At 58.8% G+C, this 23,826-nt stretch carries 19 protein-coding genes; 9 read left to right on the top strand and 10 right to left on the bottom strand.

Going from position 1 to position 23,826, the window contains the following annotated elements; translation table 11 throughout:
- Positions 1 to 3: 3 nt before the first annotated feature.
- Entirely contained in the window at positions 4 to 4,149 is a 4,146-nt protein-coding gene (locus ACWHXD_RS11515) for a CheR family methyltransferase (protein WP_138762641.1), read from the bottom strand.
- 308 nt (positions 4,150 to 4,457) lie between these two features.
- On the opposite strand from ACWHXD_RS11515, the gene ACWHXD_RS11520 reads away from it, so the two are divergent.
- Positions 4,458 to 5,315 (top strand): SDR family oxidoreductase, encoded by an 858-nt coding sequence (locus ACWHXD_RS11520; protein WP_138762640.1) that lies wholly within the window; start codon positions 4,458 to 4,460, stop codon positions 5,313 to 5,315.
- Between the two features lie 336 nt (positions 5,316 to 5,651).
- On the opposite strand, the gene ACWHXD_RS11525 is transcribed toward ACWHXD_RS11520, so the two are convergent.
- The 7 genes from ACWHXD_RS11525 to ACWHXD_RS11555 all read right to left on the bottom strand — a co-directional run bounded on the left by ACWHXD_RS11525 (position 5,652) and on the right by ACWHXD_RS11555 (position 12,093).
- A protein-coding gene (locus tag ACWHXD_RS11525; protein ID WP_192901687.1) for an IS3 family transposase occupies positions 5,652 to 7,204 on the bottom strand; the annotation gives its coding sequence in 2 pieces (ribosomal slippage) (positions 5,652 to 6,742 and positions 6,742 to 7,204; 1,554 coding nt in all).
- A 482-nt stretch (positions 7,205 to 7,686) separates the two neighbouring features.
- Positions 7,687 to 7,926 (bottom strand): hypothetical protein, encoded by a 240-nt coding sequence (locus ACWHXD_RS11530; RefSeq protein ID WP_032892362.1) that lies wholly within the window; start codon positions 7,924 to 7,926, stop codon positions 7,687 to 7,689.
- Positions 7,923 to 8,180: a DUF6555 family protein gene (locus ACWHXD_RS11535; RefSeq protein ID WP_003190423.1), complete on the bottom strand. Its 258-nt coding sequence runs from the start codon at positions 8,178 to 8,180 to the stop codon at positions 7,923 to 7,925. Before ACWHXD_RS11535 ends, ACWHXD_RS11530 begins: the two co-directional genes overlap by 4 nt.
- 102 nt (positions 8,181 to 8,282) lie before the next feature.
- The gene (locus ACWHXD_RS11540) at positions 8,283 to 8,564 is read right to left on the bottom strand and encodes a hypothetical protein (protein ID WP_138763218.1); all 282 of its coding nucleotides are present in this window, start codon (positions 8,562 to 8,564) and stop codon (positions 8,283 to 8,285) included.
- Positions 8,565 to 8,604: 40 nt separating this feature from the next.
- The gene (locus ACWHXD_RS11545; protein WP_138763220.1) at positions 8,605 to 9,894 is read right to left on the bottom strand and encodes an SDR family oxidoreductase; all 1,290 of its coding nucleotides are present in this window, start codon (positions 9,892 to 9,894) and stop codon (positions 8,605 to 8,607) included.
- An 80-nt stretch (positions 9,895 to 9,974) separates the two neighbouring features.
- Entirely contained in the window at positions 9,975 to 10,727 is a 753-nt protein-coding gene (locus tag ACWHXD_RS11550; RefSeq protein ID WP_138763217.1) for an OBAP family protein, read from the bottom strand.
- Between the two features lie 958 nt (positions 10,728 to 11,685).
- A complete protein-coding gene (locus ACWHXD_RS11555; protein ID WP_003190428.1) occupies positions 11,686 to 12,093 on the bottom strand; it encodes a low affinity iron permease family protein in 408 nt (135 codons plus the stop codon).
- A gap of 123 nt (positions 12,094 to 12,216) precedes the next feature.
- Between ACWHXD_RS11555 and ACWHXD_RS11560 the strand changes: the two genes are divergently transcribed.
- Complete coding sequence (locus ACWHXD_RS11560; RefSeq protein WP_034127098.1) at positions 12,217 to 12,717, top strand: CinA family protein; 501 nt, start codon at positions 12,217 to 12,219, stop codon at positions 12,715 to 12,717.
- A gap of 19 nt (positions 12,718 to 12,736) precedes the next feature.
- Here ACWHXD_RS11560 and ACWHXD_RS11565 read toward each other — a convergent pair whose 3' ends face one another.
- The gene (locus ACWHXD_RS11565) at positions 12,737 to 13,015 is read right to left on the bottom strand and encodes a hypothetical protein (RefSeq protein WP_138763216.1); all 279 of its coding nucleotides are present in this window, start codon (positions 13,013 to 13,015) and stop codon (positions 12,737 to 12,739) included.
- 5 nt (positions 13,016 to 13,020) lie between these two features.
- On the bottom strand, positions 13,021 to 13,275 hold the full coding sequence (locus ACWHXD_RS11570; RefSeq protein ID WP_032892356.1) for a DUF1652 domain-containing protein: 255 nt from the start codon (positions 13,273 to 13,275) through the stop codon (positions 13,021 to 13,023).
- 192 nt (positions 13,276 to 13,467) lie between these two features.
- Here ACWHXD_RS11570 and ACWHXD_RS11575 point away from each other — a divergent pair, with 192 nt between their 5' ends.
- The 7 genes from ACWHXD_RS11575 (at position 13,468) to ACWHXD_RS11605 (ending at position 23,133) form a co-directional block, all read left to right on the top strand.
- The gene (locus tag ACWHXD_RS11575; RefSeq protein WP_138763215.1) at positions 13,468 to 14,682 is read left to right on the top strand and encodes an EAL domain-containing response regulator; all 1,215 of its coding nucleotides are present in this window, start codon (positions 13,468 to 13,470) and stop codon (positions 14,680 to 14,682) included.
- Between the two features lie 20 nt (positions 14,683 to 14,702).
- Positions 14,703 to 15,125: an ANTAR domain-containing protein gene (locus ACWHXD_RS11580; protein ID WP_044273265.1), complete on the top strand. Its 423-nt coding sequence runs from the start codon at positions 14,703 to 14,705 to the stop codon at positions 15,123 to 15,125.
- Positions 15,126 to 15,262: 137 nt separating this feature from the next.
- On the top strand, positions 15,263 to 16,597 hold the full coding sequence (locus ACWHXD_RS11585; RefSeq protein WP_078467743.1) for an EAL domain-containing protein: 1,335 nt from the start codon (positions 15,263 to 15,265) through the stop codon (positions 16,595 to 16,597).
- A 324-nt stretch (positions 16,598 to 16,921) separates the two neighbouring features.
- On the top strand, positions 16,922 to 17,587 hold the full coding sequence (locus tag ACWHXD_RS11590) for a response regulator transcription factor (protein ID WP_003190440.1): 666 nt from the start codon (positions 16,922 to 16,924) through the stop codon (positions 17,585 to 17,587).
- A 151-nt stretch (positions 17,588 to 17,738) separates the two neighbouring features.
- Entirely contained in the window at positions 17,739 to 18,404 is a 666-nt protein-coding gene (locus ACWHXD_RS11595) for a response regulator transcription factor (RefSeq protein ID WP_003190442.1), read from the top strand.
- A gap of 29 nt (positions 18,405 to 18,433) precedes the next feature.
- Positions 18,434 to 20,794 carry an ATP-binding protein gene (locus ACWHXD_RS11600; RefSeq protein WP_138763214.1) on the top strand — a complete coding sequence of 787 codons (2,361 nt, stop codon included), beginning with the start codon at positions 18,434 to 18,436 and terminating at the stop codon, positions 20,792 to 20,794.
- Complete coding sequence (locus tag ACWHXD_RS11605) at positions 20,791 to 23,133, top strand: ATP-binding protein (RefSeq protein ID WP_138763213.1); 2,343 nt, start codon at positions 20,791 to 20,793, stop codon at positions 23,131 to 23,133. Before ACWHXD_RS11600 ends, ACWHXD_RS11605 begins: the two co-directional genes overlap by 4 nt.
- Positions 23,134 to 23,826: the final 693 nt, after the last annotated feature.

Consider the following 23,826-nt stretch of genomic DNA (forward strand, 5'->3'; position numbering starts at 1 on the left):
CGCCTAAGGGCGTGAGCGGCACAGTTTTTCGATCAAAGTGATGAGCGAATCATGGCCTACGGGTTTGCTGACATGCGCATTAAAGCCCGATTCAGTCGCCTTTTTCTGGTCATTGCCAGCGCCGTAGCCGGTCAAGGCAATAGCCGGAGCCTGTCGAAGGTGGCCTACTTTGCGCAGCTTCTGCATCAGCTCATGGCCATTCATTTTCGGCATGCCGATGTCCGAAATAATCACGTCGTAATGGGCATCCCGGGCTGTTTCAAGCGCGCTCAAAGGGTCGCTGAAGGCGCTCACTTGGGCGCCTTCCATTTCCAGCAGCATATTCAGTACTTCAAGCACTTCGGCTGAATCATCGACCAGTAACACCTTGAGGCCATTGAGGCGCTGATCTTCGTGCTGGGTAGCGCCGCTATCCAGCAGATGATTCTGTTGTTCGCACAGCGGCAACCAGATCGAGAAGGTGCAACCAAAGCCCAACCCTCGCGAGTGCACACTCACCGAACCACCATGGGCCTCCACCAACTGCCGTACCAGCGACAAGCCAATGCCCAGGCCTTCACGCTGATGGGTCTGATGCTGGTTTTCCGCTTGCCCGAACAGGTCGAAGATTTTCTCCAGGCTGTCTGCGGCCAGGCCTGCGCCGCTGTCGATGACGTCCAGTTGCGCGCGCCCGTCCGTTCGGCTGACCACCAACTGCACCTGGCCGTCCTCGGGGGTGAATTTCAGGGCGTTGTTGACCAGGTTCCAGATCACTTGCTCGATGCGCGTGGGGTCTACGTCAACGATCAGTGGGCCCGGCACCGAAGGAGTTTGAAGGCTGACCTGGCGACGGTGGCCGTCGGCAAGCACCACGCTATGAATGTCCTTGAGGGTGCGAATCAGGTCGATCGGTTGCTTTTTCAGCTTCAGCTTGCCCGTGCGAACCCGGGCGACGTCCAGCAGGTCGTCAATGATCCGCGCCTGGCTGGACACCGCTTCGCAGATGGTATTGACCGCCTTGATGGCCGGGCCCGCAACCTTGGTGGCGGGCAAGCGCCGCAACAGTTCGGCGTTCAGCTGGATCAGGTTCAACGGATGCTTGAGTTCGTGGGACATCACCGCGAAGAACTCATCCTTGAGGTGGCTGTTGGTCTGGGTTTCCTTCAAGCGCTGATTCTGTTCATCTTGCGTGCGCTTGTGGCCGGTAAGGTCCCGGGCAATCTTGACGTAGCCGCGCAAACTGTTGCTCTTGAGCTGGGTGACCTCGCCACTGCAATAGAAGCGGCTGCCGTCCTTGCGCACGTGCCAGCGTTCATCTTCGCCACGCCCATGTTCGCGGGCGGTGCGCAGTTCGCTCTCCGGTACCCCAGCGGAGCGGTCTTCCGGGGAGAAAATCAGGTCGTAATAAGCGCCCAGCACCTCGTCCTTGGTGTAGCCGAAGATCAGTTCGGCACCGGTGTTCCAGTCGGTGATGGCGCCATGATCATCGAGGATGATGATGGCAAAGTCATGGGTGCTCTCGGCGACCAGGCGCATGCGCTCCTCGCCCAGGCGCAGTTCCTCTTCGGCCTGGCGCCGCTTGGTGATATCAATGAAGGTCAGCACGGTGCCGTCAATGTGATCTTCGCTGGAGCGGTACGGCAGTAACCGCGCAATGTACCAGCGGTCGTCGTTGCTGCTGATTTCCCGCTCGATCATGCTCAGCGACTCAAACACGGTGGTGGCGTCTTCGGTCATTTGCGGGTAATCGAGGCGGTGGGTGATGTCCAGCAGCGAACGCCCGGTGTCCACGGGCAGCATGCTAAAAATATCCGTGGCCCGCGGTGTGAACCAGCGAATGCGCATGTTGCGGTCGACGAAGACCGTGGCGATGTCGGTGGACGCGATCAGGTTGGTCAGATAATCGTTGACCTTGTCCGTCTCTTCCACCTTGGTCTTGAGCTCGAAATTGACGGTCAGCAGTTCTTCGTTGATCGACTGCAGCTCTTCCTTGCTGGTTTCCAGCTCCTCGGTGGCCGAGCGCAGTTCTTCGTTGACGGCCTGCATTTCTTCGTTGGAGGCCTTGAGTTCCTCGCTGGAGACTTCCGCCTGTTCGATGGTGTCCTGCAGGTGCAACTTGGTGCGTTGCAGCTCGCGCTCCAGGTTGCTCATGATCGCGTTTTCGGCCTGGCTGACGGCGTCGATGTCGGGCAGCAACGGGTCGACGGCGGTTTCCTGGAAGATCACCAGCACGTAGTCGTTTTCGGTCGCTTCATCGCGGTAGGGGCGGGCGCTGATGTCCACCAGGAAGGGGCCTTGCTCGCGTTGGATGCGGATCTTGCGCGAAGACACCGGGTTATTCGATTGCTGGACCTGGAACAGCGTGGTGCGAATATCCAGGCGCAAATCGGGGTGCACCAGCGTCAGCAGGTTGTGCGTCACCTCGCCGGCCACGTAGCGCAGGAATCGCCCGGCGCCTTCGCTCATGTGCAGGATATCGGCCTGCATATTCACGATGACGCTGGGCGGCGCGGCTTTTTCCAGGGCGCGCAGGTGGATATCCGCGAACGAGACCTTGTTGGGCGCCTTGGTTTCAATCGTCAGTGTCGTGGTGCTCGGGCGCAGATAGCCGCCACGTGGCATGGTTGGGGCGCGGCGTACGGCGGATGAGCCGGCACGCACCCTGAAAATGCGGTTGCGCTTGTCCACCGGTACGAACAGGTCCAGGCAGCCGTCGGCCGACTCCGAAGAGCCGAGGAACAGGTAGCCACCGGGGCGCAACGCGAAGTGGAACATTTGCAGGATGTCGCGCTGCACTTCGCGGTCCAGGTAGATCAACAGGTTGCGGCACACGATCAGGTCGATCTGCGAGAACGGTGGGTCGGCCAGCAGGCTGTGTTTGGCGAACAACACCTTCTCGCGAATTTCCTTGCGCACCCGGTAGTGCTGATTCTTCTCCTTGGCAAAGTACTGGCGCAACCGTTGAGGCGGTACGTCGGTGATGATCGCTTCGGGGTACACACCATTGCGGCCATGGGTAATGGCCCGCTCATCAATATCGGTGGCAAACACCTGCATCTTTGCGCCGCTGGCATCCAGCGCCAGTTGCTCGGCCACCAGCATCGCCAGGCTGTAGGCCTCCTCGCCGGTGGAGCAACCCGCCGACCAGATGCGCACCTCCTCACGGTGCGGCACGCTGTCTTCCAGTGACTTCACCAGGTTGGGGATCACGTCTCGCTCAAGGGCTTCGAAGGCCTCGCGGTCGCGGAAGAAGTTGGTCACGCCAATCAGCATGTCGCCCAGCAACGCCTTGGTTTCGTCCGGGTTGGCCTGGAGGAAGTTGTAATAGGTGGCCAGGTCGGGTTGAGCCGTGACCTGCAAGCGCCGCTCGATACGACGCAACACCGTGGCGCGTTTGTAATGCTTGAAGTCATGCCCGGTACTGGCGCGCAACTGGATCAGAATATCCAGCAACAGCTGCTCGGCCACGGCGGCATCGCGCTCGGTGCTGGGTGGGGTGGTCTTGATCTCAGGGTCGTTGGCGGTGGGCAGCACAATCGACTGGGCATTGCGCCACAGTTCCAGCAGCTTCTGCGGCATTTCCACCACAGGCAGCACCAGGTCGACCATCTGGGTTTCGATGGCCGCCAGCGGCATGCCATCGTACTCGGCGTCTTCCGGTGCTTGTACCAGGGTGATGCCGCCTTGTTCTTTGATGCGCGACAGCCCTACCGCGCCATCTGAGCCGGTACCAGACAGGATCAGACAAAACGCGCGTTCTTTATGGGTGTCTGCCAGGTCGCGAAAAAACAGGTCGATGGCAATGTGCGGTCCACCTTCGCGCACGGAAGGTGAGACCGCGAGGTAGCCATCATTCATCTTCAAGAGCTGTGCTGGCGAGATGACGTATACGTGATTCTTTTCGATGGGCGTGGCGTCATTGACCTGCGACACCGGCATGCGGGTCGTTTCCTGAATGATCTTGCCCGCCACACTTTGATGGTCGGGCGAAAGATGCAGAATCACCACAAAGGCCATGCCGCAGTCTCTGGGCATGTGCTCGAAGAACGCTTTCACGGCTTGCAGCCCGCCCGCCGACGCGCCAATACCCACCACCGGGAAATTCAAGTTGCTGGGGGTCAGATCTTTGCGTTGCGGAACGTTAGGGGACCGCGGGGGGGCAGACTTCATAAATACCAACCTTGGATAACGGCGCACAGGAAGACGGGTGTAGAGGGAAGAACTTGAGCAACGAGGGCGAGGGCTGAACCGACAGTGAAATATAGCTGAAAACCTGCCGCCAACAAAAAATGCGTTTAGGCCACCCGGTCATTCGACCGACCACTTACACCCGGTTGAGGCGCGCAGCCTGCGGAAGGTTTAATCAAACTGACGAGTGGCCATCGTGGTAGCACGGTTATCCGATTTTCTGAAAATCCGTCTGAACTTCGCTTCCTGGCGAACCCTCGCAAAGAGAAACCCACCCAGGAGAAGCTCTGATGAACAGCTATCCAAAACCACCGTTCCAACCCCAGCAACAGTCCGTACCCGGTGAGCAGCGCAAGATGGACCCGATGCCCGATTGCGGTGAGCAGTCGTACCAAGGCTCGGGCCGGCTCGCCAATAAAATCGCCTTGGTCACCGGAGCCGACAGCGGCATCGGGCGGGCCGTGGCCATTGCCTTCGCACGTGAAGGCGCAGACGTGGCGGTGTCGTACCTGGATGAACATGAAGACGCCAAGGAAACCGCACGCTGGGTCGAGGCGGCGGGTCGTCAATGCCTGTTACTGCCCGGCGACCTGGGCAATGCGGATCACTGCACGGCCATCGTCAACGACACCGTGGAGAAGTTCGGCCGCATCGATGTGCTGGTCAACAACGCAGCGTTCCAGATGACCTATCAGTCGCTGGAAGACATCCCCGACGAGGACTGGGTGAAAACCTTCAACGTCAACATCACCGCGATGTTCCGCATCTGCAAGGCCGCGCTGCCGCACATGGCCGAGGGCAGTTCGATCATCAACACCAGCTCAGTCAACTCCGATATGCCCAACCCCAGCCTGTTGCCCTATGCGGCCACCAAGGGCGCGATTGCCAACTTCACCGCCGGCCTGGCGCAGATGCTCGGCGAGCGCGGGATTCGCGTCAACAGCGTGGCACCGGGGCCCATCTGGACACCGTTGATCGTCTCGACGATGACGCCGGACATGGTGAAAAACTTTGGCGGCAACACCCCAATGGGACGCCCCGGCCAGCCGGTGGAAGTGGCGCCGATCTATGTACTGCTGGCGTCGGATGAAGGCAGCTATATTTCCGGCGAACGCTACGGTGTGACGGGTGGCAAGCCGATACTTTGATCAGTGAGGAAGGAGGGGGATATGAGCGAAGCCTCGAAGCGCCACGAACCGAACCACTCCGAGCGAAAGGTGCGCCCGCCGGCGGCTAAGCGAAACGATAAATCGCAGTCACCGGCAGGCGGACAACACGGGAAGGAGCAAGGCGGTGTCGCCCCTGGAGGGCCTTCGAAAGATCCCGAGTCAGGGGCATGAACGCGAGGGGTATTCGCCGGGCCTGACATCCTGAGCGGCTGTCAGGCCGCTATCGCAGCATAGGTATCGACACAATTTTTTAGCTTGTAGCAGCACCCAACGGTAACGGCGTTTTTCAAGGTAGTTGTCGCGTCCACCGTCGCGCTACGCGATTTTTATTACCACGGTCAGCTCCCTTTCGGGGTTCAGATACACCGTCCCGATAGGGTTCCAGTTGCGTGTCTCTCCTGACCATCGTTCCGGTCTTTTCTCTCTGGCCTGCCGGTATATCGCATCTCGACTAGCCAAGATTTCTCGGTCTTTTCCTTCATGACGTTGAGCCGGTGTTACGAAGCGGATCCGGCTATGACGGTGCACGGTGTTGTACCAGGTCATAAAATTCCTCACCCAGATACGCGCATCATCCAGGCTGGTAAACCCTGCCTGTGGCCACTGCGGGCAGTATTTCAGTGTCCTGAACAGTGATTCCGAGTACGGGTTGTCGTTGCTAACCCGTGGTCGACTGCGAGACGGCGTGATGCCCAGGTCATACATCTTGGTCAGTAACGTCACCGATTTCATTGGTGCACCATTGTCCGAGTGAAGCACCAGCGGCTGGCGCCAACACTTCTCCTGAGTCACGCTTCGTTGCAGCAACGCTGCCGCCTTTTCCCCGCTCTCGGCTTCATAAACTTCCCAGCCCACGGCTTTTCGGCTGTAGATGTCTTCGATCAGATAGAGATAGTAAAATTTCCCGCGAACCGGGGACGGCAGGTAGGTGATGTCCCATGACCACACCTGATTAGCTGAAGTCGCTGCGTAAGTGGTCGGTGCCTCATGGCGATGCGGTCGCTTGGCTCTGGATCGGTGATGCTGCTGACCTGCCGCATGCAGCACACGATAAAAAGTCGCCTCCGAGGCTACATATCTTCCTTCATCGGCCAATTGCGGCACGATCTGGCTTGGCGGGAGGTGCGCGTAAGCTTTGCTGTTGCACAGCGTCACGATGCCTTGTCGCTCAAGCTCACTGAGCGCGTTGTTCGGTATCGGCCTGAGCGTCGTCGTGCGTCCATCTGCCAAGAGTTCTTGCGGCAAGCTCCAGCGTTGCAGCGTCCTCAGTGAAATGCCTACCTCCTGACAAGCAGGCGCCCTGCGGGCGCCCGCCAGAATGGCTTCATTAAGCCAATCAACGAGTAAATACCGTTCTGGCAACAAGGTCAGGTGGCCTCGTCGTCGCTCCCCCAGTAGGCATTGAGCTTTTTTCGTAGTACCAGTAAAGCCGCTGTTTCAGCCAGGGCTGCATCTTTGCGGCGCAACTCACGTTCAAGTTCACGGATACGATTTTTATCATCCCGTGACTGTCCGGAGCTTGCAGTTTTCGCGGTTGACTGTTTCGTGCTGCCGGCGATAAAAGCGTTGCGCCAATCGGTTATTTGCTCGGGAAAAATACCTTTTCGTCGGCAGTACTCACCGATTTCCAGTTCCGATAGCGAACCTGTTTCTATGATGATCGCCAGCTTGGATTCGGCTGACCAATTTTCGGCCGGTTGCTTGGCATCGGACAATTGCGTTCCTCTGGCGGCAGCTTGTTTGCGCCAATAATGGAGAGACATATCGCTGCAACCTTCGCGCCGAGCGACCTCCGCCGCCGAGAGGCTCAGGGGCGGAAGCATCATTTTCAGCAGCGCAGCTTTACGTTCTTCTGAATAGAAAGGCATGACCATACTCTTGCCGCCCCCGGAATGCTTTTCAAAAAGCGGGGGACACGACAACTACCCTGACACCGGGGGGTAACCACGATGCGAAGCGAGCCGCTCTTGATCTTGATCTGCTTTTGATCTCAAGCGCCCCGTTAAACCACGCTGGCCGGAATTCGACAGGGATTTGGGGGGTAAACCGGCAGGGATGCCGGTTTAGCCGCCCCGCGCCATGGATGGCGCGTGGCGGCGGCCCCCCAAATCACTGGCGGATTACGGGTACACCGAGCCTAAGCGAGGTGCCGAGTGGTGGGGCAAGAGCGCTTTGCTTACTTTCGCGCTTTTCGAAAGTGAGCCGCCGTCAGGGCGGAACCCTAAGTAGCCGTTACCTAAATAACGGATATGTACCCGGCCCCACTGTGTTGACTGTTAGGCCGCCATCGCAGGCAAACCAGCTCCCACATTTGGATCGTGGAGTGTCAGGTCATGCGTGCCCACTGACGTTATTTTCGCTTGGAACGATGAATCCGCATCCACTCCCGATAAGCCACCGTACGCTGCGCATCCGCACGTTTCTTCGCCTCGGTAAAGCGCGCCCACGTCTGCGCATCGCCGCTGTAGGACTCGATAATCTCGTACGCCAAGGCATCCAATCGATCCGCTTCAAAAAACATCTCGGCGTTTCGCGCGACCTCATCGTCCCGCCTGTTTGTCGTTGTGTAACCAAGAGTCTGGCTGTTCATCCTCTGAGGCCCTCCGCCCATTGAATCTGTGCCGCGCCACTCCAGCGCACCTGGGTAATGCCGTATTTCTCCGCCATCGGTTTGGACACACGCTTGAAGGTGTGTTGCCCAAATTTGGGGATCACCGCCACACCAGCGTCACAACTGGCCCAATGCCAAGCCTCGGCATTGTCCATGCGCGGCGCGCGCACGATGAAAGACTTGGGCTCGCCGTGCAGCTGGTACTCGATAGTGAATAGGTCGTTGTGTTTCATGAGGCCTCCTTGATACTCATGAAGTACAGATATTTGACGTCAAAAATAATTCAAATAAGTTGTCCGACAATTCGATGACTGGGCGCAGGGCGTGGATGAGGCCTAGTCATCTACCGTAAAGGTGACCCATCCAGGCCCATCCGCCGGGCGTTTGAGCTCGGCGATAACCCCGCTGACAGAGGAACCGTCAGGCAAATTGACGGTAATAAAGTTGGGATTGCCGGGCCAATCCAATGGCGTGTCAAAGTCCAAGCGCGCGATGGTCGGTTTACCGCTGCTGGTCATTTGGATGTTTTTAGACTCATTAAGGCGTTCATCTGAGGGTGTTCCAAGATGGCGCGAGGCAGTGATGACACTGGCAGTACCTTGGTAATCGTAAGACATGCTGGGTTACCTCATGTAAAGGGGGCAGTCGCCCCCGTGTTCATTTGTGACGAGCTGAATATTTGCGCGCAACGACAACACCGCCCACTAGCAGCGCAGCGCCTATTGCGACCACCCCATAGGGTGTCCGGCGGGTTTGCCGCCAGCCGCCTTCCACGCGACGTTCACCGCTTGCCGGGGTGTAGAGATTGCCTGCCGACGTCGCGGTGCGCTGGCTGCGCTCGAGGCCGAGGCGGGTGAGCCAGCCGGATAACCGGGCAAAGCCAGGCAGCAAAAAATGCGCGACGCGGGCCACGGTGGCAGCGCTGCCTACCGTGGTGCTGTCTCTGGGTTGCAGGGCACAGGCCACCATCGCTTGCGCGACTTTATGTGGGTCATACACCGGTGGCGGTGGCGTCAACTCGTGGCCGGTAAAATTGCCGCCATCGCGAAAGCCCGGTGTGTCCATCACGGCGGGGTAGATGTCGCACACATGAATATCCGGGTAATCAGTCAGCTCGCCACGCAGGGCTTCAGTCAGGCCACGCAGGCCGTATTTACTGGCTGAGTAGGCGACGGCGTAGGGCTGGGCCACCCAGCTGCCCAGTGACAAGGTGTTGATCAGAATCCCGCTGTTCTGGGCTTTGAAATACGGCCACACCACGTGAGCGCCGCGCAGGTACCCGAGCAGGTCGGTTTGCAGCACCTGTTCGTGGGCTTCCAGGGGCGTGTTCTCGAAACTGCCGACCGCGCCAACACCGGCGTTATTGATCCAGATATCGATGCGGCCATTGCCGAAGGACGCTGCCTGTTCGGCCAATGCGCGCATCTGGTCGCCATGGGTTACGTCGGTTTTAACGGCGATGGCCTCGGCGCCGCGCGCAGCGCATTCCTCGACCACCTCTTCCAGGGCTTTTTCATCCCGGGCCGCCAATACCAAGCGGGTACTTTGCTCGGCAAAGGCGTGAGCAGCCGCGCGGCCAATGCCACTGGAGGCGCCGGTGATCACCACGGTTTTGCCGTGCAGTTTCCCTTTGGCCTGCACGACGCCAGGCGAATCCTCGGGCACGTGGACGGGCACCGGGTGCAGTTGTAGGCGGGCGCCGTCAGTCAGTATCAGGGTCAAGTTTTCGAGGGTGCCAGCGACGCGGTCGGGAAACACCGGTTCGCCTGTGGCATCGAGCTCATCGTAGATAAACGTCTGGCCCTCAAGCCATCCGACTGCCGTCATCAGTTCAGGGCCCAGGTAGTACTTTCCGTCCAGGAAAAACCCGCTGAAGTTCGGTGTGCGCTCCAGGTTTTCCACGGCGTATCGCTCGCCAGGCCTCATTCCGGTTGCGGTATCAATCATCATGACATCCTCCTTTGGCTGGTCTTGGGTAGAGAAGGGCCCGTAAATGATCGTTCAATCCAAATGACTGAATGGCGGCGTCAGTGCCGGTGGGCCTTTTGGGTTGGGTCGGCGATCTGGATAACCGTGCCCTGGCGCCACGCGTCTGCACCGGGTGCGATGGGCGGCGCGGGGATATCGGCGCGAGCCTTTTTCTTTTCGGTACTGTCGATGCCCAGGCGTTTATCTCGCTCGGCGACCATACGCGGGTCGGCCTGGCCGTCAGCGGTGAACCCCATCATCAATTGCGGGACGCCCAAGGGCAGGCGTTTATCCAGATCGGTATGCCAGGTGTGCCAGGTCTTGCCGTAGGTGCGCACCAGCTTCTCCATCAGTGCATGCTCCGCCACCTCTGGGATCCCCGGAGCCACCAGTTGCCCTGACTTCACCTCATGCACATGGCTGTGCCACAGCGCCTTCTCAGGCGCGGGCAGCGTGTTGAACTGCGCCTCGCTGATGATGTACTCCACGCCCATCAACTTGGCATCCTTGAGGTTGCCGTCGTAGATCACGCACTGGATGACCTCTTCATTGAGGATTGCGCAGTAGTGATGGGCTTCCATTTGTACATCGGGGTGGCCGTTGTAGAAGTGAAAGCCGTCCAGGTAGGCGTTCAGTGCGTCAATGGGGGGGCGTGATTGAAGCAGGGCGGCGCCGGCTTCCAGCGTTCGGGTCGAGGGCGTCGTGGGTTTTCCGGGGGCTTCGACATTCGAGGGGGAGTTGTTGCCAGCGCAGGCGCTGAGCAGGGCCAGCATCGCTACTGCGGCTAAGGGTTGGGTGGGGTTGTCAGTCATGGTCGGCTGCCTCCTGTTGCCGGTGTGTTCACGCTCGAGGATCAAAGCCAGGTTTAATCCTGTTCTCGTTGGAAAGACGAGCGTGCGGAGCGTTCAAAATGCTTTGAGTTGAACACTCACGCATGTGGCTTGCCGGCGATGACGGCCTCACAGCCGGCCCCTATCTATCTGATGCCCCGCGATCAAACTGTGGGAGCTGGCTTGCCTGCGATGACGGCCTCCCAGCCGGCTCCTATCTACCTGATGCCCCACGATCAAACTGTGGGAGCTGGCTTGCCTGCGATGACGGCCTCCCAGCCGGCCCCTATCTATCTGATGCCCCGCGATCAAACTGTGGGAGCTGGCTTGCCTGCGATGACGGCCTCCCAGCCGGCCCCTATCTACCTGATGCCCCACGATCAAACTGCGGGCTTGCCTGCGATGACGGCCTCACAGCCGGCCCCTATCTATCTGATGCCCCGCGATCAAACTGTGAGAGCTGGCTTGCCTGCGATGACGGCCTCACAGCCGGCCCCTATCTATCTGATGCCCCACGATCAAATTGTGGGAGCGGGCTTGCTCGCGAAGGCGGCCTGGCAGGCGACAAAGTTGGATTGTGTGCATATCCATTGCTGCGGTAACGGCCACTTAGGGTTCCGCCCTGACGGCGGCTCACTTTCGAAAAGCGCGAAAGTAAGCAAAGCGCTCTTGCCCCACCACTCGGCACCTCGCTTAGGCTCGGTGTGCCCGAACGCAGGCTTGAATCCGTGGGCCGCCGCCACGCGCCATCCATGGCGCGGGGCGGCTAACCCGGCGTCCTGCCGGGTTACCCACGAATTCAAGCCTGCGTTCGGCCAGCGTGGTTTAACGGGGCGCTTGAGATCAAGAGCAGATCAAGAGCGGCTCGCTTCGCATCGTGGTTACCTTTGATCGCTACAGCGTTGTGCCAGGGGGCAAGGCACGCAGACCCACGTAGGCCTCAGATCGGGCCGCTAGAAGAACCGGAAGAATCCGCCTCCCGCTCGCTGTCATCAACCGCGTTAGGCTGCCCCAACTTGCTGTATTGCTCGCGCAATTTCTGCAGCTCTCGCGACCCGAGCTTATCCAGGCTCAACGCCGCATTGTGGGCTTCTTTGGTGGCACGAATCAGCTCGTCCAGTTTCAGATGAAGAATATCGTTGTCGCGGTTCTGGGTATTCTGGATCAGGAACACCATCAGGAAGGTGATGATGGTGGTGGAGGTGTTGATGATTAACTGCCAGGTGTCGTTGTATTGAAAATAAGGCCCGGTGAGCGCCCAAACAGCAATCAAGCTGACGGCTGTCAGAAAGGTTTTTGAGCTGCCCGCCTGGTTGGAGAGTTTTTGGCAGAATTTCGCGAACTTCATGGTGCTGTCTCCTGGGGGATGTTCCTCTGTAGACCCCAGCAGATTTTCGAAATTCTTTTTTACAAATCGATTTTTTTTGACAAAAATCAATCAGCAACACCCCTCTGCACAGGAGCGTTCAGCATGTCGGTCGCTGCTTCTATCGTTGAATACCTCAAGCACCATCAATTGGTCATCACGACGGCGGAGTCGTGTACCGCAGGCAAGATCATCACCTTGCTTTCCCAGGTCGACGGCAGCGGTTCATGGATCGAAAGCGGGTACGTGGTGTATTCGCCAGAGGCGAAACAGCGGCTGTTAAACGTACGCCCTTACACCATCGAAACGTTCAACCTCACCAGTTGTGAGGTCGCCCAGGAAATGGCCCAAGGCGCGCTGCGCGACAGCCCCGCCGATGTGGCGGTCGCCACCACTGGCCTGCTGGGGCCGGATGGGATGGACGGCATTCCCCCAGGCACTGTCTGTTTTGCCTGGGCTTATCGAAACGGCGGGGCTCTGAGTGTGTTCAGTCGCAAGGAACGCTTTATGGGCTCTCGTGAGCAGGTGCAGTTGGCCGCGTCTCTTCACGCGTTGAAATGGCTGCCGCATTTTCACCAGCGGGCGTTGGCGGGTGAACGCGCCTAATGCTGCCAAGTGCGCGCGTTTACGGCTGCGGTTCGATGTCCAGCAGCAAGTCGCCGTTGGTCAAGGATTCAGCCGCCTGCACCACGCCACGATAGGCCTGACCGTTCCATTCAAAGCTAATCCAGTGGGCCTTCAGCAATTGCGCGGGCCATGGTGGCGCAAGTTGCAATTGCACACCGGGCGCAGCGCGCACAAGCTGCGCCATGCACTCGCTGGCGAGCGTGTTCACACCGAACAGCGTGTCTTGCAGGTATTCAATGTTGACTGGTTGCAGCGTTGCGTCAGTAGCGTCTGGCATATCTGTTACCCCACCGATGACAGCCAGAAAGACTGCCTGGCGATGACCATTTCTTCACGTATTTCCCGCACAAGCCGGTTGATCCCGGAAACACCGTGGTAGTGGGCGCGGTTGATGTTGGCGATGGTGAATTGGTCCATACCGCGCGCCGTTACGGTGACTGAAAGGCTGCCGTCCGGGTTGAGCACGCACTTGACCGCGCACTTTGGAAGGCGAGCGGAAAGGGCCGTTTCGATTTCGGCTTTCGTTAACGTATCCATGAGTTCACCGCATAAAGGACTCAGCGCGTTAAGGCTAGCTCAGAATCAGTTGGCGTAAATACTGGCAAGGTAATGGCTGCTGGGGCAGATGTTCTACCTTACATATTTCTGGCCCTTTCTAGGAGCGTTCCTAAATACGCCGGCTGAAGGTCTGCCGATAATTCGCACATCCCCACTTATGTGTGCTCTGCCATGTCCTTCCTACCTATTCGTGTTCTGGTCATCGAAGAACACCCGTTCAAGCGGCTTGTTGCCACCCAGGTGTTCCGGGAGGTCGGGTGTGAAGAGGTGGCCGCTGTTACCGATGTCGCGGCGGCCGTTGAGTTGCTCGAGCGTACCGGGCCTGTCGATATCGCCTTGTGCAACTTGAAGGACGAGGGCGCACACGGCTTGAGGGCCATCGAAGTGCTCGGCCGTGGCCACTTGGCTAAAGCGCTCATTATGTTCAGCGCCCATGGCACGGACCTGCACGATGCAATTGATCGCATGGCAGGCCTGTTGGGCATCAGTGTATTGGGTTATGTGGACTTCCCGGTGCCAGCAAGCGCCATTGCGCCTATGCTCAGCCGCTACTTGGAGAGGATTGGCGCGCCGACAAAGCAGGCGCGCCGAAGCAGCCGGTCTGGGTTCTTGAGCAAGGCCTGCGTGGCTGGGGGTTTTTCAAGGCATGAGTTCAAGGCGTTTTTCCAGCCCAAGTTCAATTTGAGCACGGGGCAGGTGCGCGGTTTTGAAGTGCTGGCGCGTTGGCAACATCCACAGTACGGCCTGTTGTATCCGGCAGATTTTTTGCCGCTGCTCGCTCAAGTGGGCGCGCTGGATGAACTGTTCTTCGCGCTGTTGCAACAAGGCCTTGAGTTCTTGCAGCAGTCGGCAGAGCAGGAGCAGTTCCTATCGCTGGCGTTTAACCTGGAGTCCGACCAGCTCGGTCATGGCTTATTACTGCCGCGTCTTTGCGACTCACTCCAGTCCCACGCCATTGCTGCGTGTCGTCTGACGTTTGAAATCACTGAATGCGGCCTGCTGGAAGTTTCTCCCGCCGTGCTCGACACCCTGATACGACTGCGCATGATGGGTGCCGGCCTGTCGATTGATGACTTCGGCACCGGCTATTCCTCGCTGGAGCGCCTGTGCCAGTTGCCGTTTACCGAAATCAAACTGGACGCCGCATTTACTCGCGACCTTGAAAACAGTGCGCGCAACCGTGCCGTGGTCAGTAGCACATTGGCACTGGGCGAGGCACTGGGCATGCGAGTGGTGGTGGAGGGCGTCGAGAACGAAAACCAGCGCCAGGGATTACTGAAGCTGGGATGCAACGAGGCCCAGGGCTATCTCTGTGCTCGTCCCATGAACGCTGCGCGCGCGTTGGCCTGGCTGGCGACCCAGTTGAACTCGCGCAGCAATATTTGATGTCAATCAGGAGGGCTTTTATGTCCAATCCACGTTTGCGGATCGCGTTGGTAGATAGCGATGCCACCCGGCGAATGAGTATTGAAAAAGACCTTGGCCATTTGGGATACCACCGCGTTGTGCCTGTCGATTCCCTCAAGGTGTTGATTACGTTATTGGATAACGCAAGAGATGTATTCGATCTGTTGGTGATCAATGAAGAAACCGTGCACGCGGCGGGCGCACAGTTTAAGCAAATGCTTGAGGAGTACGCGTGTGTCAGGCATTCATTGATTTATCAGGGCGTGACCCTGCAAGCGTTTCCCGATAATCCAGTCACGGCGCAACGCTGCGGCTTTATTGCCTCCGGTGTTCCGGACCGATCGATTCTGGCGCGCGTCATGAACCGGGTGGATGTGCAAATAAAACAGCGCTCGGGCAGACCGTTGCTGGAATCCAATTAATCCTGATGTGAGCTATTGCACGCTTTTCGCGGGACCCGCCACCGCCTCAGTTTTATGCTTTTAGTCCCATTCCTATTTGCTTCTTTTTAGGCACTGATAAGCTTTTTCGCTGAAACAATCTCGGGAAATTCTTTGTCATGATCTTAAATGCCGCCGTGCCTAACGAGTTCAGCGCCCTGCGCGTGATCACGTTGGCAACCGACCCTGCGTGTGTCTTGCGCCTCGCCTCTGCGTTGGGTGGCATGGGGGTCACGCCGCTGGCCACGGTCGCCTCACTGGAGGCGCTGCAGGCGTGGTTAAGCGAGCACCGCGTGGACATCATTGTGTGCGAAATCCGCTCCGAGTGTGGCGATGGCTTGATGTTGCCAAGTGTGCTCAAAGCACTGCATGACGCGGGTACGTTAATGCAGTTTCCGAGTATTTTCTGGACCGGCGAAACCACCCTGAATGTGCAGGAAAATTTGATCGAAGCAACAGTTACACCGGCGTGCGAAGCGCCCGCTAAGCAATTGTGGGTCAAGCACATGGGCGGCGTAGCCGTCAGCGCACTGGAATCCCATTCGCGCCTGGCGCAGTCGGCGGGAATCAGCGTGCAGATCTTGCGTGACGGTGGCCCGCTGGAGCTGGGCGATGCCTTGCGCACGGTGCTGCTGACCCTCGCTCAACCGGACCCCAAGCTGCAGGCCATGACGTTTGAGTCGCTGGCTGAGGATGAAGTCATCAACGCCCTGACCACCGGCGAGGGATTGCGCTTTGTCTTTCAGCCACAGTTCGAGTTGCTGAGCCGGCGCATTGTCGGCGCTGAGGCGTTGGTGCGCTGGAAGCATCCGCGCTTTGGTGAAATTCCGCCTGCGGTGTTGATGCCGCTGGTCAACCGTCTCGGCCTGGACCTGTTGCTGTTCAGCCTGGTGGAGATGTGGACTCTGCGCGTGATGCTGGCGTTAAAGCGCGAAAACATTACGATCCCTATCGCGGTGAATGCGTCGGCCAAGACCCTGTGCACCCCCAATTTTGCCGAACGCCTGGCCTTGCGTATGCGCCAGGCAGATCTGCCGAGCCGCTTGCTGAAAGTCGAACTGACCGAAGATGTGCAGGAGCCGGATGAGCTGCATCTTTCGGCGTCATTGACGACTATTCGCGCCAAGGGTTTTCAGGTTTCGCTGGATGACTTCGGCAGCGGCGCAGCCACTTTCAAGCTGTTGGCGAACCTGTCGTTTGATGAAATGAAAATCGACGGCTCGTTTGTGCGCGGTGTCGAGCAACACGCCTCGTCACGCAAGGTGATCGCCGGCATCGTCAACTGGGCGGGCCTGCTCAACCTGAGCCTGGTGGCGGAGGGGATCGAGGACGAGTCCACGATCCCCCTGCTGCACCGCCTGGGTTGCCGGGTAGGGCAGGGCTATGCGCTGGCGCGCCCGATGGAAATAGACGCCTTCTTGAACTTTGTGATTGAGCGGGAAAAGAACGGCTGAGGCTGTAAAGTTTGGCGGGCAAGTAAGTATTGGAACTTGATGTGTGTAGGTCAGCTCTTGGTTTTTAGGAGTTTTCTTATATTAAGTTTTTCGCAGATCTATTAAGTTTTATACCGTTGTTATTGTGAAGAATTGGCGCATTTTTTAACTGCGATGGTGAGCCTGTGCGCGTTAAGTTATAGGGAGTGAGCGTGTGGCGTGTGATGTTCAGTTGCACGGATGTAATTGATGAAATGGATGAGTCTGAGAGGACCTTAACTTATTCAGAGTGAGGCAGCGCTGTTGTCCATTTTTTTGCACGCTATACAGAGTGTTCCGTCATTTATGAAACGCCTACAAATTGCTTTGCTGGATGATCATGCAATCGTGCGGCATGGTTTGGTCAATCGGTTGGTACAGGAACCTGATTTTGAAGTGGTGGGGGTCTACGCTCGCAGTCGTGAGTTGATGGCCGGCCTGCTGACACACCCGGCCGAGGTGTTGTTGCTCGATTTTGTGCTCGGCCCTCATGAGCTGGATGGCATCCTGCTGATCCGTGCTCTGCGGGTAAAGTACCCGGGCTGCCGAATCCTGGTGTTTTCCACTCACCATGACGCGGCCACGGTGATTCTTGCCCTGCGCGTCGGTGCCCGTGGGTTTATCGGCAAGGGTGAAGACATGAGCCAATTGATCAGCGCAGTGCGGCTGGTGGCCTCGGGCGCTGTCTACCTGAGTGCCGACATGGCCTATCGGGTGGCCGAAGCCACGGCGGTCAACTATGACGGTGAGGAGCAATCACGCGATGACGCGATGCGTTTTGTCAGCTTGTCTGCGCGGGAGCAAGAGGTGATCCGCTGTTACCTGGCCGGCATGACCATCACCGAAATTGCTGAAAAATTCAGCCGCAGTATCAAGACCATCAGTTCGCAAAAGGCCTCGGCTTTTCGCAAGTTGGGCGTGATGTCCAACAACGAGCTGTTTCGGATCAAGCACATCATCGAGAGTGTTTAGCGCTAAACGCAGGCCACGCCGACGCGCGCAAAAACAGCGGTAGGCGGGCGTGCCCTTTGGCGGTTGTTGCATATACTCCTTGAAGTGCCGTAATAGCTGTCCCTGTTGTTTGACCGCGCCACCTAAGCGGGGCCAAGTGGGTTCAAATACGATGAAACCTGTACGCATTGCTCTATTGGACGACCACGCTGTTGTTCGGCATGGGCTCGCCAACACCTTGGCGGCCGAGGCCAACTTTGACGTGGTTGGCATTTATGAAAAAAGCCGCGACTTGCTCGCCGGCCTGGTCAGCGCTCCGGCCGACCTGCTGCTGCTGGATTTCTCCCTGAGCCCCGACGAGATGGATGGCGTATCGCTGATCCGCGCCTTGCGGGTCAAGTTTCCCAGTTGCCAGATCCTGGTGTTGTCCGCCCATCATGACCCGGCTACCGTGGCCCTGGCCATGCGGGTCGGTGCCCGTGGCTTTGTTGGCAAGGGCGAGGACATGACGCAAGTGGTCAAGGCCATTCGCAAGGTGGTCTCCGGCGCGGTGTACCTGAGCACCGACATGACGTATCGCCTGGCGGAAACCGTCACCAGCGAGACGCGCAAAGACCCCAGCGAAGCCTCGGATGCCCTGGTCCAGGCCGAGCTGACCAGCCGTGAGCAGGAGGTGATCCGCTGCTATCTGGCGGGCATGACCGTGAGTGAAATCGCAGAAAAATTCAATCGCAGCATCAAGACCATCAGCACCCAGAAAACCTCAGCGTTTCGCAAATTGGGGGTCACCTCGAACAATGAACTGTTCAAGCTCAATAAAATCATCGGCTCACCATGAGGCGATGGCGACCGGGTGCCCTCTTATTCATGTTGCTGATGCTGGATGCCGCGCTTGCCTGTGCGGCGCCGGTTGAGCTGACGGAGCAGGAGCGGCTGTGGATAGCGCAGCATCCGGTCCTTCGAGTGGGGGTGATGGAAAACCTGGTCCCCTTCGAGTACATGAGTAATGGCGTGCTGCAAGGGCGGCCGGTGCAGTACCTGCAATATGTGCGCGATGCCACGGGGCTTGAATTCACCTATGTGCCGGTCAAGACCCGGGCTGCACGTGAGCGCATGCTGTTGGATGGCCAGGTAGACCTGCTGTCTTCGCACTTTCGCTTTCGTGACGAGCCGCCTATCGAGGATCTTACCGCGCTGGTCTACGACACTACCGTGCCGATCATCGTGACCCGTGTCGACGACGCCGATATTTTTGACCTTGACCAGCTACAAGATAAAACGGTCGTGATCCCCGATGTGGAGTATTACGAGCAGTTGCTCAGAAAAAGGGCACCCCGAGCCACTCTGATCAAAAGCCCCCAGGCCTTGGCCATGCTGAACACCCTCCGGGACGGTGGTGCCGATGCAGTCGTGGCCTCCGAAGCCTTCTTGATGCCCTATTTGTATCGACAGTTTCAGGGCGTGCTGGAAATTTCTGGCGTGGTGGGCAGTAGCATGTTGGATGTGAACATGGCGGTGCGCACCGATAACGCCATGCTGGCCTCGATCATTGGCAAAGCCCTAGGCTCGATCAGCCCCTCACAACAGAATGCGATGTACGAGCATTGGTACCGGGACCTGGAGGTAGATGCGCCGACCCTGTGGGACATCGCCAGCCATTACTTGCACCTTTTGATCCTGGGCATGTTGGCGTTGATTGGCTTGTGTGTGCTGGTCTATCGCGGTTACCGCCAGCAGCGGCAGGCCGAGCGGAACGAGCAGGAAAAAACCATGTTCCTGGCGGTGATGGGCCACGAAATACGCTCGCCAATGAACGCCGTGCTGGCGGCCATGGAGCTGCTGTGGCACACCCGACTCAATGACCAGCAGCGCCACTTCGCGCACTTGGCCAACAGCGGCGCCAATATGCTGGTGCGCTTGCTCGATGATGTGCTGCACCGGCCGGATTCAGGGGCCAAGGCGTTACGCCTGACTCTTGAGGCGACGGATGTCATCGCGCTGGTGCATGGCGTAGTGGGCTTGCATCGCCTGCGTGCCGGGGAAAAGCACTTGAGTCTGAATGTGAGCGTGCAGACACCCCTGCCGTCGTTGTGGCTTGACCGTTCGCGGCTGACGCAGGTGTTTCATAACCTGTTGTCCAACGCCATCAAGTTCACCGATACCGGCGCTGTTGACATCACCCTGCGCCTGGAAGACTTGCTGGACGGTAAGCATCAGTTGCAGGTTGAAGTCCGCGACACCGGCATCGGTATGGGCGAAGCGGTGCAGGCCTCTTTGTTCCGGCCTTATGCCCAGGCGAGTCAGTCCTACAAGCGTGCGGGAGGCAGCGGCCTGGGGCTGATGATATGTCGGCAATTGGTCGATTTGATGCAAGGCTCGCTGACCCTGCGCAGCGAGACGGGAGTGGGGACGTGTATCAACCTGTACTTGCCCGCAACCCTTGCCCCTGAGGCCGCTGAACCGACGCGAGCCCCGGCCCCAATGCCTTTGCATGTCACCGATGGTTTGCAGCTGCTGGTGGTGGAAGACACCCTGGCCAACCAGGAAGTGCTGCGGGCGCAAATCAGCGGGTTTGGTTGTGTGCCAGTGATTGCCGCCGATGCGGCCCAGGCCCGCGTGCGGTTCGCTGAGCGCGCTTACGCGTTGGTATTGATGGACTGCGACCTGCCGGATCAGGACGGCTACAGCCTGGTCTGCGAACTGCGGGCGCTCGAACAGCAATGGGGGCGAGCGCGCTGCCCGATCATTGCCATTTCCGCCTTGACCGGCGAGCAGCACCTTCAACGCTGCCTGGCGGCGGGCATGGATGGGGCGTTGAGCAAGCCCATACGTCTGGGGCAGTTGAGTGACGTGATCGAGCAGTGGTGCGGCGTCACGTTGGCGGCACCGCGTGCCAGCTTGATGGCCCCGACACTTGATCAGGCCGCTATCAACCGTGAGATGGCGGCCGATCTGGGCAGCCTGCTCAGGGCGATGGCGCTCTGTGATCGCCCTTCGGCCATCCATGTTGCCCATCGGTTGCACGGCGCAGCATTGATCATCGAGTGGCCGGCCCTGGCCCAGGCGGCCGCGCACATGGAGAACCTGTTGCAGGCAGAGGAGGGCTGGGGCAACCCGGTTTACGTGCATACGCTTCAGGCGTTGGTTCAGCACTGGCGTGCCGCGAGCGAGGAGACCCCGCTGGACATGCTGGCCATGGTCGCGCCGCCGCCGATGACGCAACAATGAAGGTTGTACGGTTGCGCCTGCTGCTGGGGTGGTTGCTGCTGGCAAGCGCGGGCCTGGCCGATGCGCAGGCCGACCCGCCGTCGATGACCTTGACCCAGCAAGAGCGTGACTGGATCGCCGCCAACCCCGTGCTGCGTGTCGGTGTGTTCGACAACCTGCTGCCCTTCGAGTACATCAGCGACGGCCAGTTGCGTGGGCTATCGGCCAAGTACCTGGGTTTGATTGCGGCGCGTACCGGCCTGCATTTTCAGTCGGTGGTCACCGGCAATCGTAGCGCCCGCAAGGACATGCTGATCAGCGGCGAGGTGGATATCTTGCCAACCCGGCGCCGCGACGACGATCCGGTCAAGGACCTGGGCATGCGCTATACGACGCCCTACAACACCAGTTCCACCATCCTCGTCAGCCGCTTTGGCCAACAGCCATTCGTGGACCTGGAACAACTTGCCGGCAAACGCCTGGTGATGTTGGGGCGCGAGGGGTATCAGGCGTTTTTGCAGCAGAAAGTCCCCGGCATAACGGTGATCTCCGGCCAGAACGCTGTCGACATCATGGCGATGGTCAAGGACGGTCGGGCGGATGCCGCCATCGCCTCTGAATGGTTACTGATCCCCTATCTTTCCCGGCAGTATCAGGGGGTGTTGCAGGTATCCGGGGTGGTGCCGCAATTGCATACCGGCGTGAGCATGGCGGTGCGTGACAGCGACGACATCCTGTTGTCGATCCTGGAAAAGGTACTGGGGTCCATCAGCAGCGATGAGCGCAAAGCGATCTATGACGCCTGGTTCGATGACATGAACCTGGATATTCCGACGATCAAGGACATCGCCGAGCATTTCCAGGGTGAGTTGTGGCTGTTGCTGTTGGTGGTGCTGCTGTTGATCGCGTTCGCCTGGCAAAGCCGTCGTCAGCGCCGCCAGGCCGTGCAGAGCGAGCGGGAAAAGGCGATGTTTTTGGCGGTGGTCAGCCATGAAGTGCGTTCGCCGATGAACGCGGTGCTGGCGGCTATCGAGTTGTTGGAGCACACACCGCTGGACGAACAGCAGCGCCACTTCACTCAATTGGCCAACAGTGGCGCCAATACCTTGCTGCGGCTGGTGGATGACGTGCTGGACATTTCCAGGATGGAGGCCGGGCAACTGACCCTTACCCTGGAGCCTGTGGACCTCTGGGCCTTGGTCCAGCAGGTGGTGGAGGAGCACCGTGCCGGCGCCGAAGAAAAAGGCCTGCTGCTGACATTGAGCGGTGAGCGCCCCAGCGGCCCCTTGATGCTGGAGGGCATGCGCTTGAGTCAGGTGCTGCGCAACCTGATCTCCAACGCGGTCAAGTTCACCGAGGTAGGCGGGGTAGAGGTGCAGCTCAAGGTGGTTGAATGGCCAGAGGTTCGTGGGCCGCACGTGCTGATCCGCATCATCGACAGCGGCATTGGCTTGTCACAGCAGGCGCAGGCCAGCCTGTTTCGACCCTACGCACGGGCCAAGCATTCTTACAAACGTACCGGTGGTAGCGGGCTTGGCCTGGTGATTTGCCGTCGCCTCGTGAGGCTGATGTCGGGTGAGCTGACCCTCAACAGCACCCAAGGCGTGGGTACTGAGGTTGAAGTCAAACTGTCCGTCGAGTGGGCCAAGACCCTGGATATACCCCAGGCTGAAGCGGCGCCGGCCCAAGTGGAGGGTAACGGTGCACACGTGTTGGTGGTGCAGGCGCCTGTGACCGGCCAACAGACACTGCCTGCACACCTGCAAGCGCTGGGTTGTAGGGTGTTGCTGGCGGTTGATGGCGCCCAAGGGTTGACGCTATTCAATGTGCGACGGGTCGATATGGTATTGATCGATTGCGACTTGCCAAACAGTGAAATCGAGCCGCTGGCGGGCGCCTTTCGTGAGTTGGAGCAGGTGTTGCAGCGTGCCCATTGTCCGCTTGTAGCTGTCGCGGGCTTCAGCGATAACGAGCACCTAGAGCGTTGTTTTGATGCGGGGCTCGACGGGGTGCTGGTCAAGCCGGTTACACCAGCCAAGTTGCAGCAGATGATCGAGCTTTGGTGTGACATGCCGCAAGGTCCGCTGCCGGCTATGCCCAAGGAAGAGCCAGAGGAGGAGTCGCATATCCTGCGCACGGCCTTTAACGACTTGATCGAGGCACTGGCCTTGCGCGAGCGAAGCCAAGCGTTGCAGGCAGTTCAGCGTCTGCACGAGGCGGCGCTGGGGCTGGAGCGGGACGACTTGGTGGGCACTGTCGACAGCCTGGAACGGTTATTGCGCGATGAGCGTGACTGGCCAGCGCAGCAGATAGCCGAGCGTCTCAGCGTGCTGCTTGGTCAAAGGCCTGCGCCAGCATAGCCTCGTTGCTGTACCCGCTCGTTCTCACAGGTGGGGCTTGCCTTAATGCCGTTCAGTTAAGCGTATATCGCCCTCTGTAGGAGCGAGCTTGCTCGCGAAAAACGTCAACGATAATGTGTGCTTCCTGAATGAACGCGGCGCCTGTGAGTTTTTCGCGAGCAAGCTTGCTCCTACAAAATGCCTTAACTGAACGGCATTAGAGCTTGCCTGCGATAGCCATGGGTATCTATACAACTCTGTAGCGCTCAATGGTAACCACGATGCGAAGCGAGCCGCTCAGGCGGCCCCCAAATCACTGGCGGATTACGGGCACACCGAGCCTAAGCGAGGTGCCGAGTGGTGGGGCAAGAGCGTTTTGCTTACTTTTGCGCTGTTCAAAAGGGAGCCGCCGTCAGGGCGGAACCCTAGGTGGCCGTTACCGCAGGAACGGATATGTACCCAATCCAACTGTGTTGACTGTCAGGTCGCCTTCGCGAGCAAGCCCGCTCCCACAGTTGGATCGCGGGGCGCCAGGTAAATAAGCGTCGGCTGTCAGGCCGCCACGGGTCCAGCCTAACCTCGAAGTTGTGTAGATGCTTAGGCTGCGATAACGGTGGGTCAATCAACATCTGATGATCAGAATAACGATGACCCATTATATAAGCTGGATTTAAATATACCGTTCAGGCGCGCTTTTAGGACCACTCCTATAGA

The sequence above is a fragment of the Pseudomonas fjordensis genome, assembly GCF_976987115.1.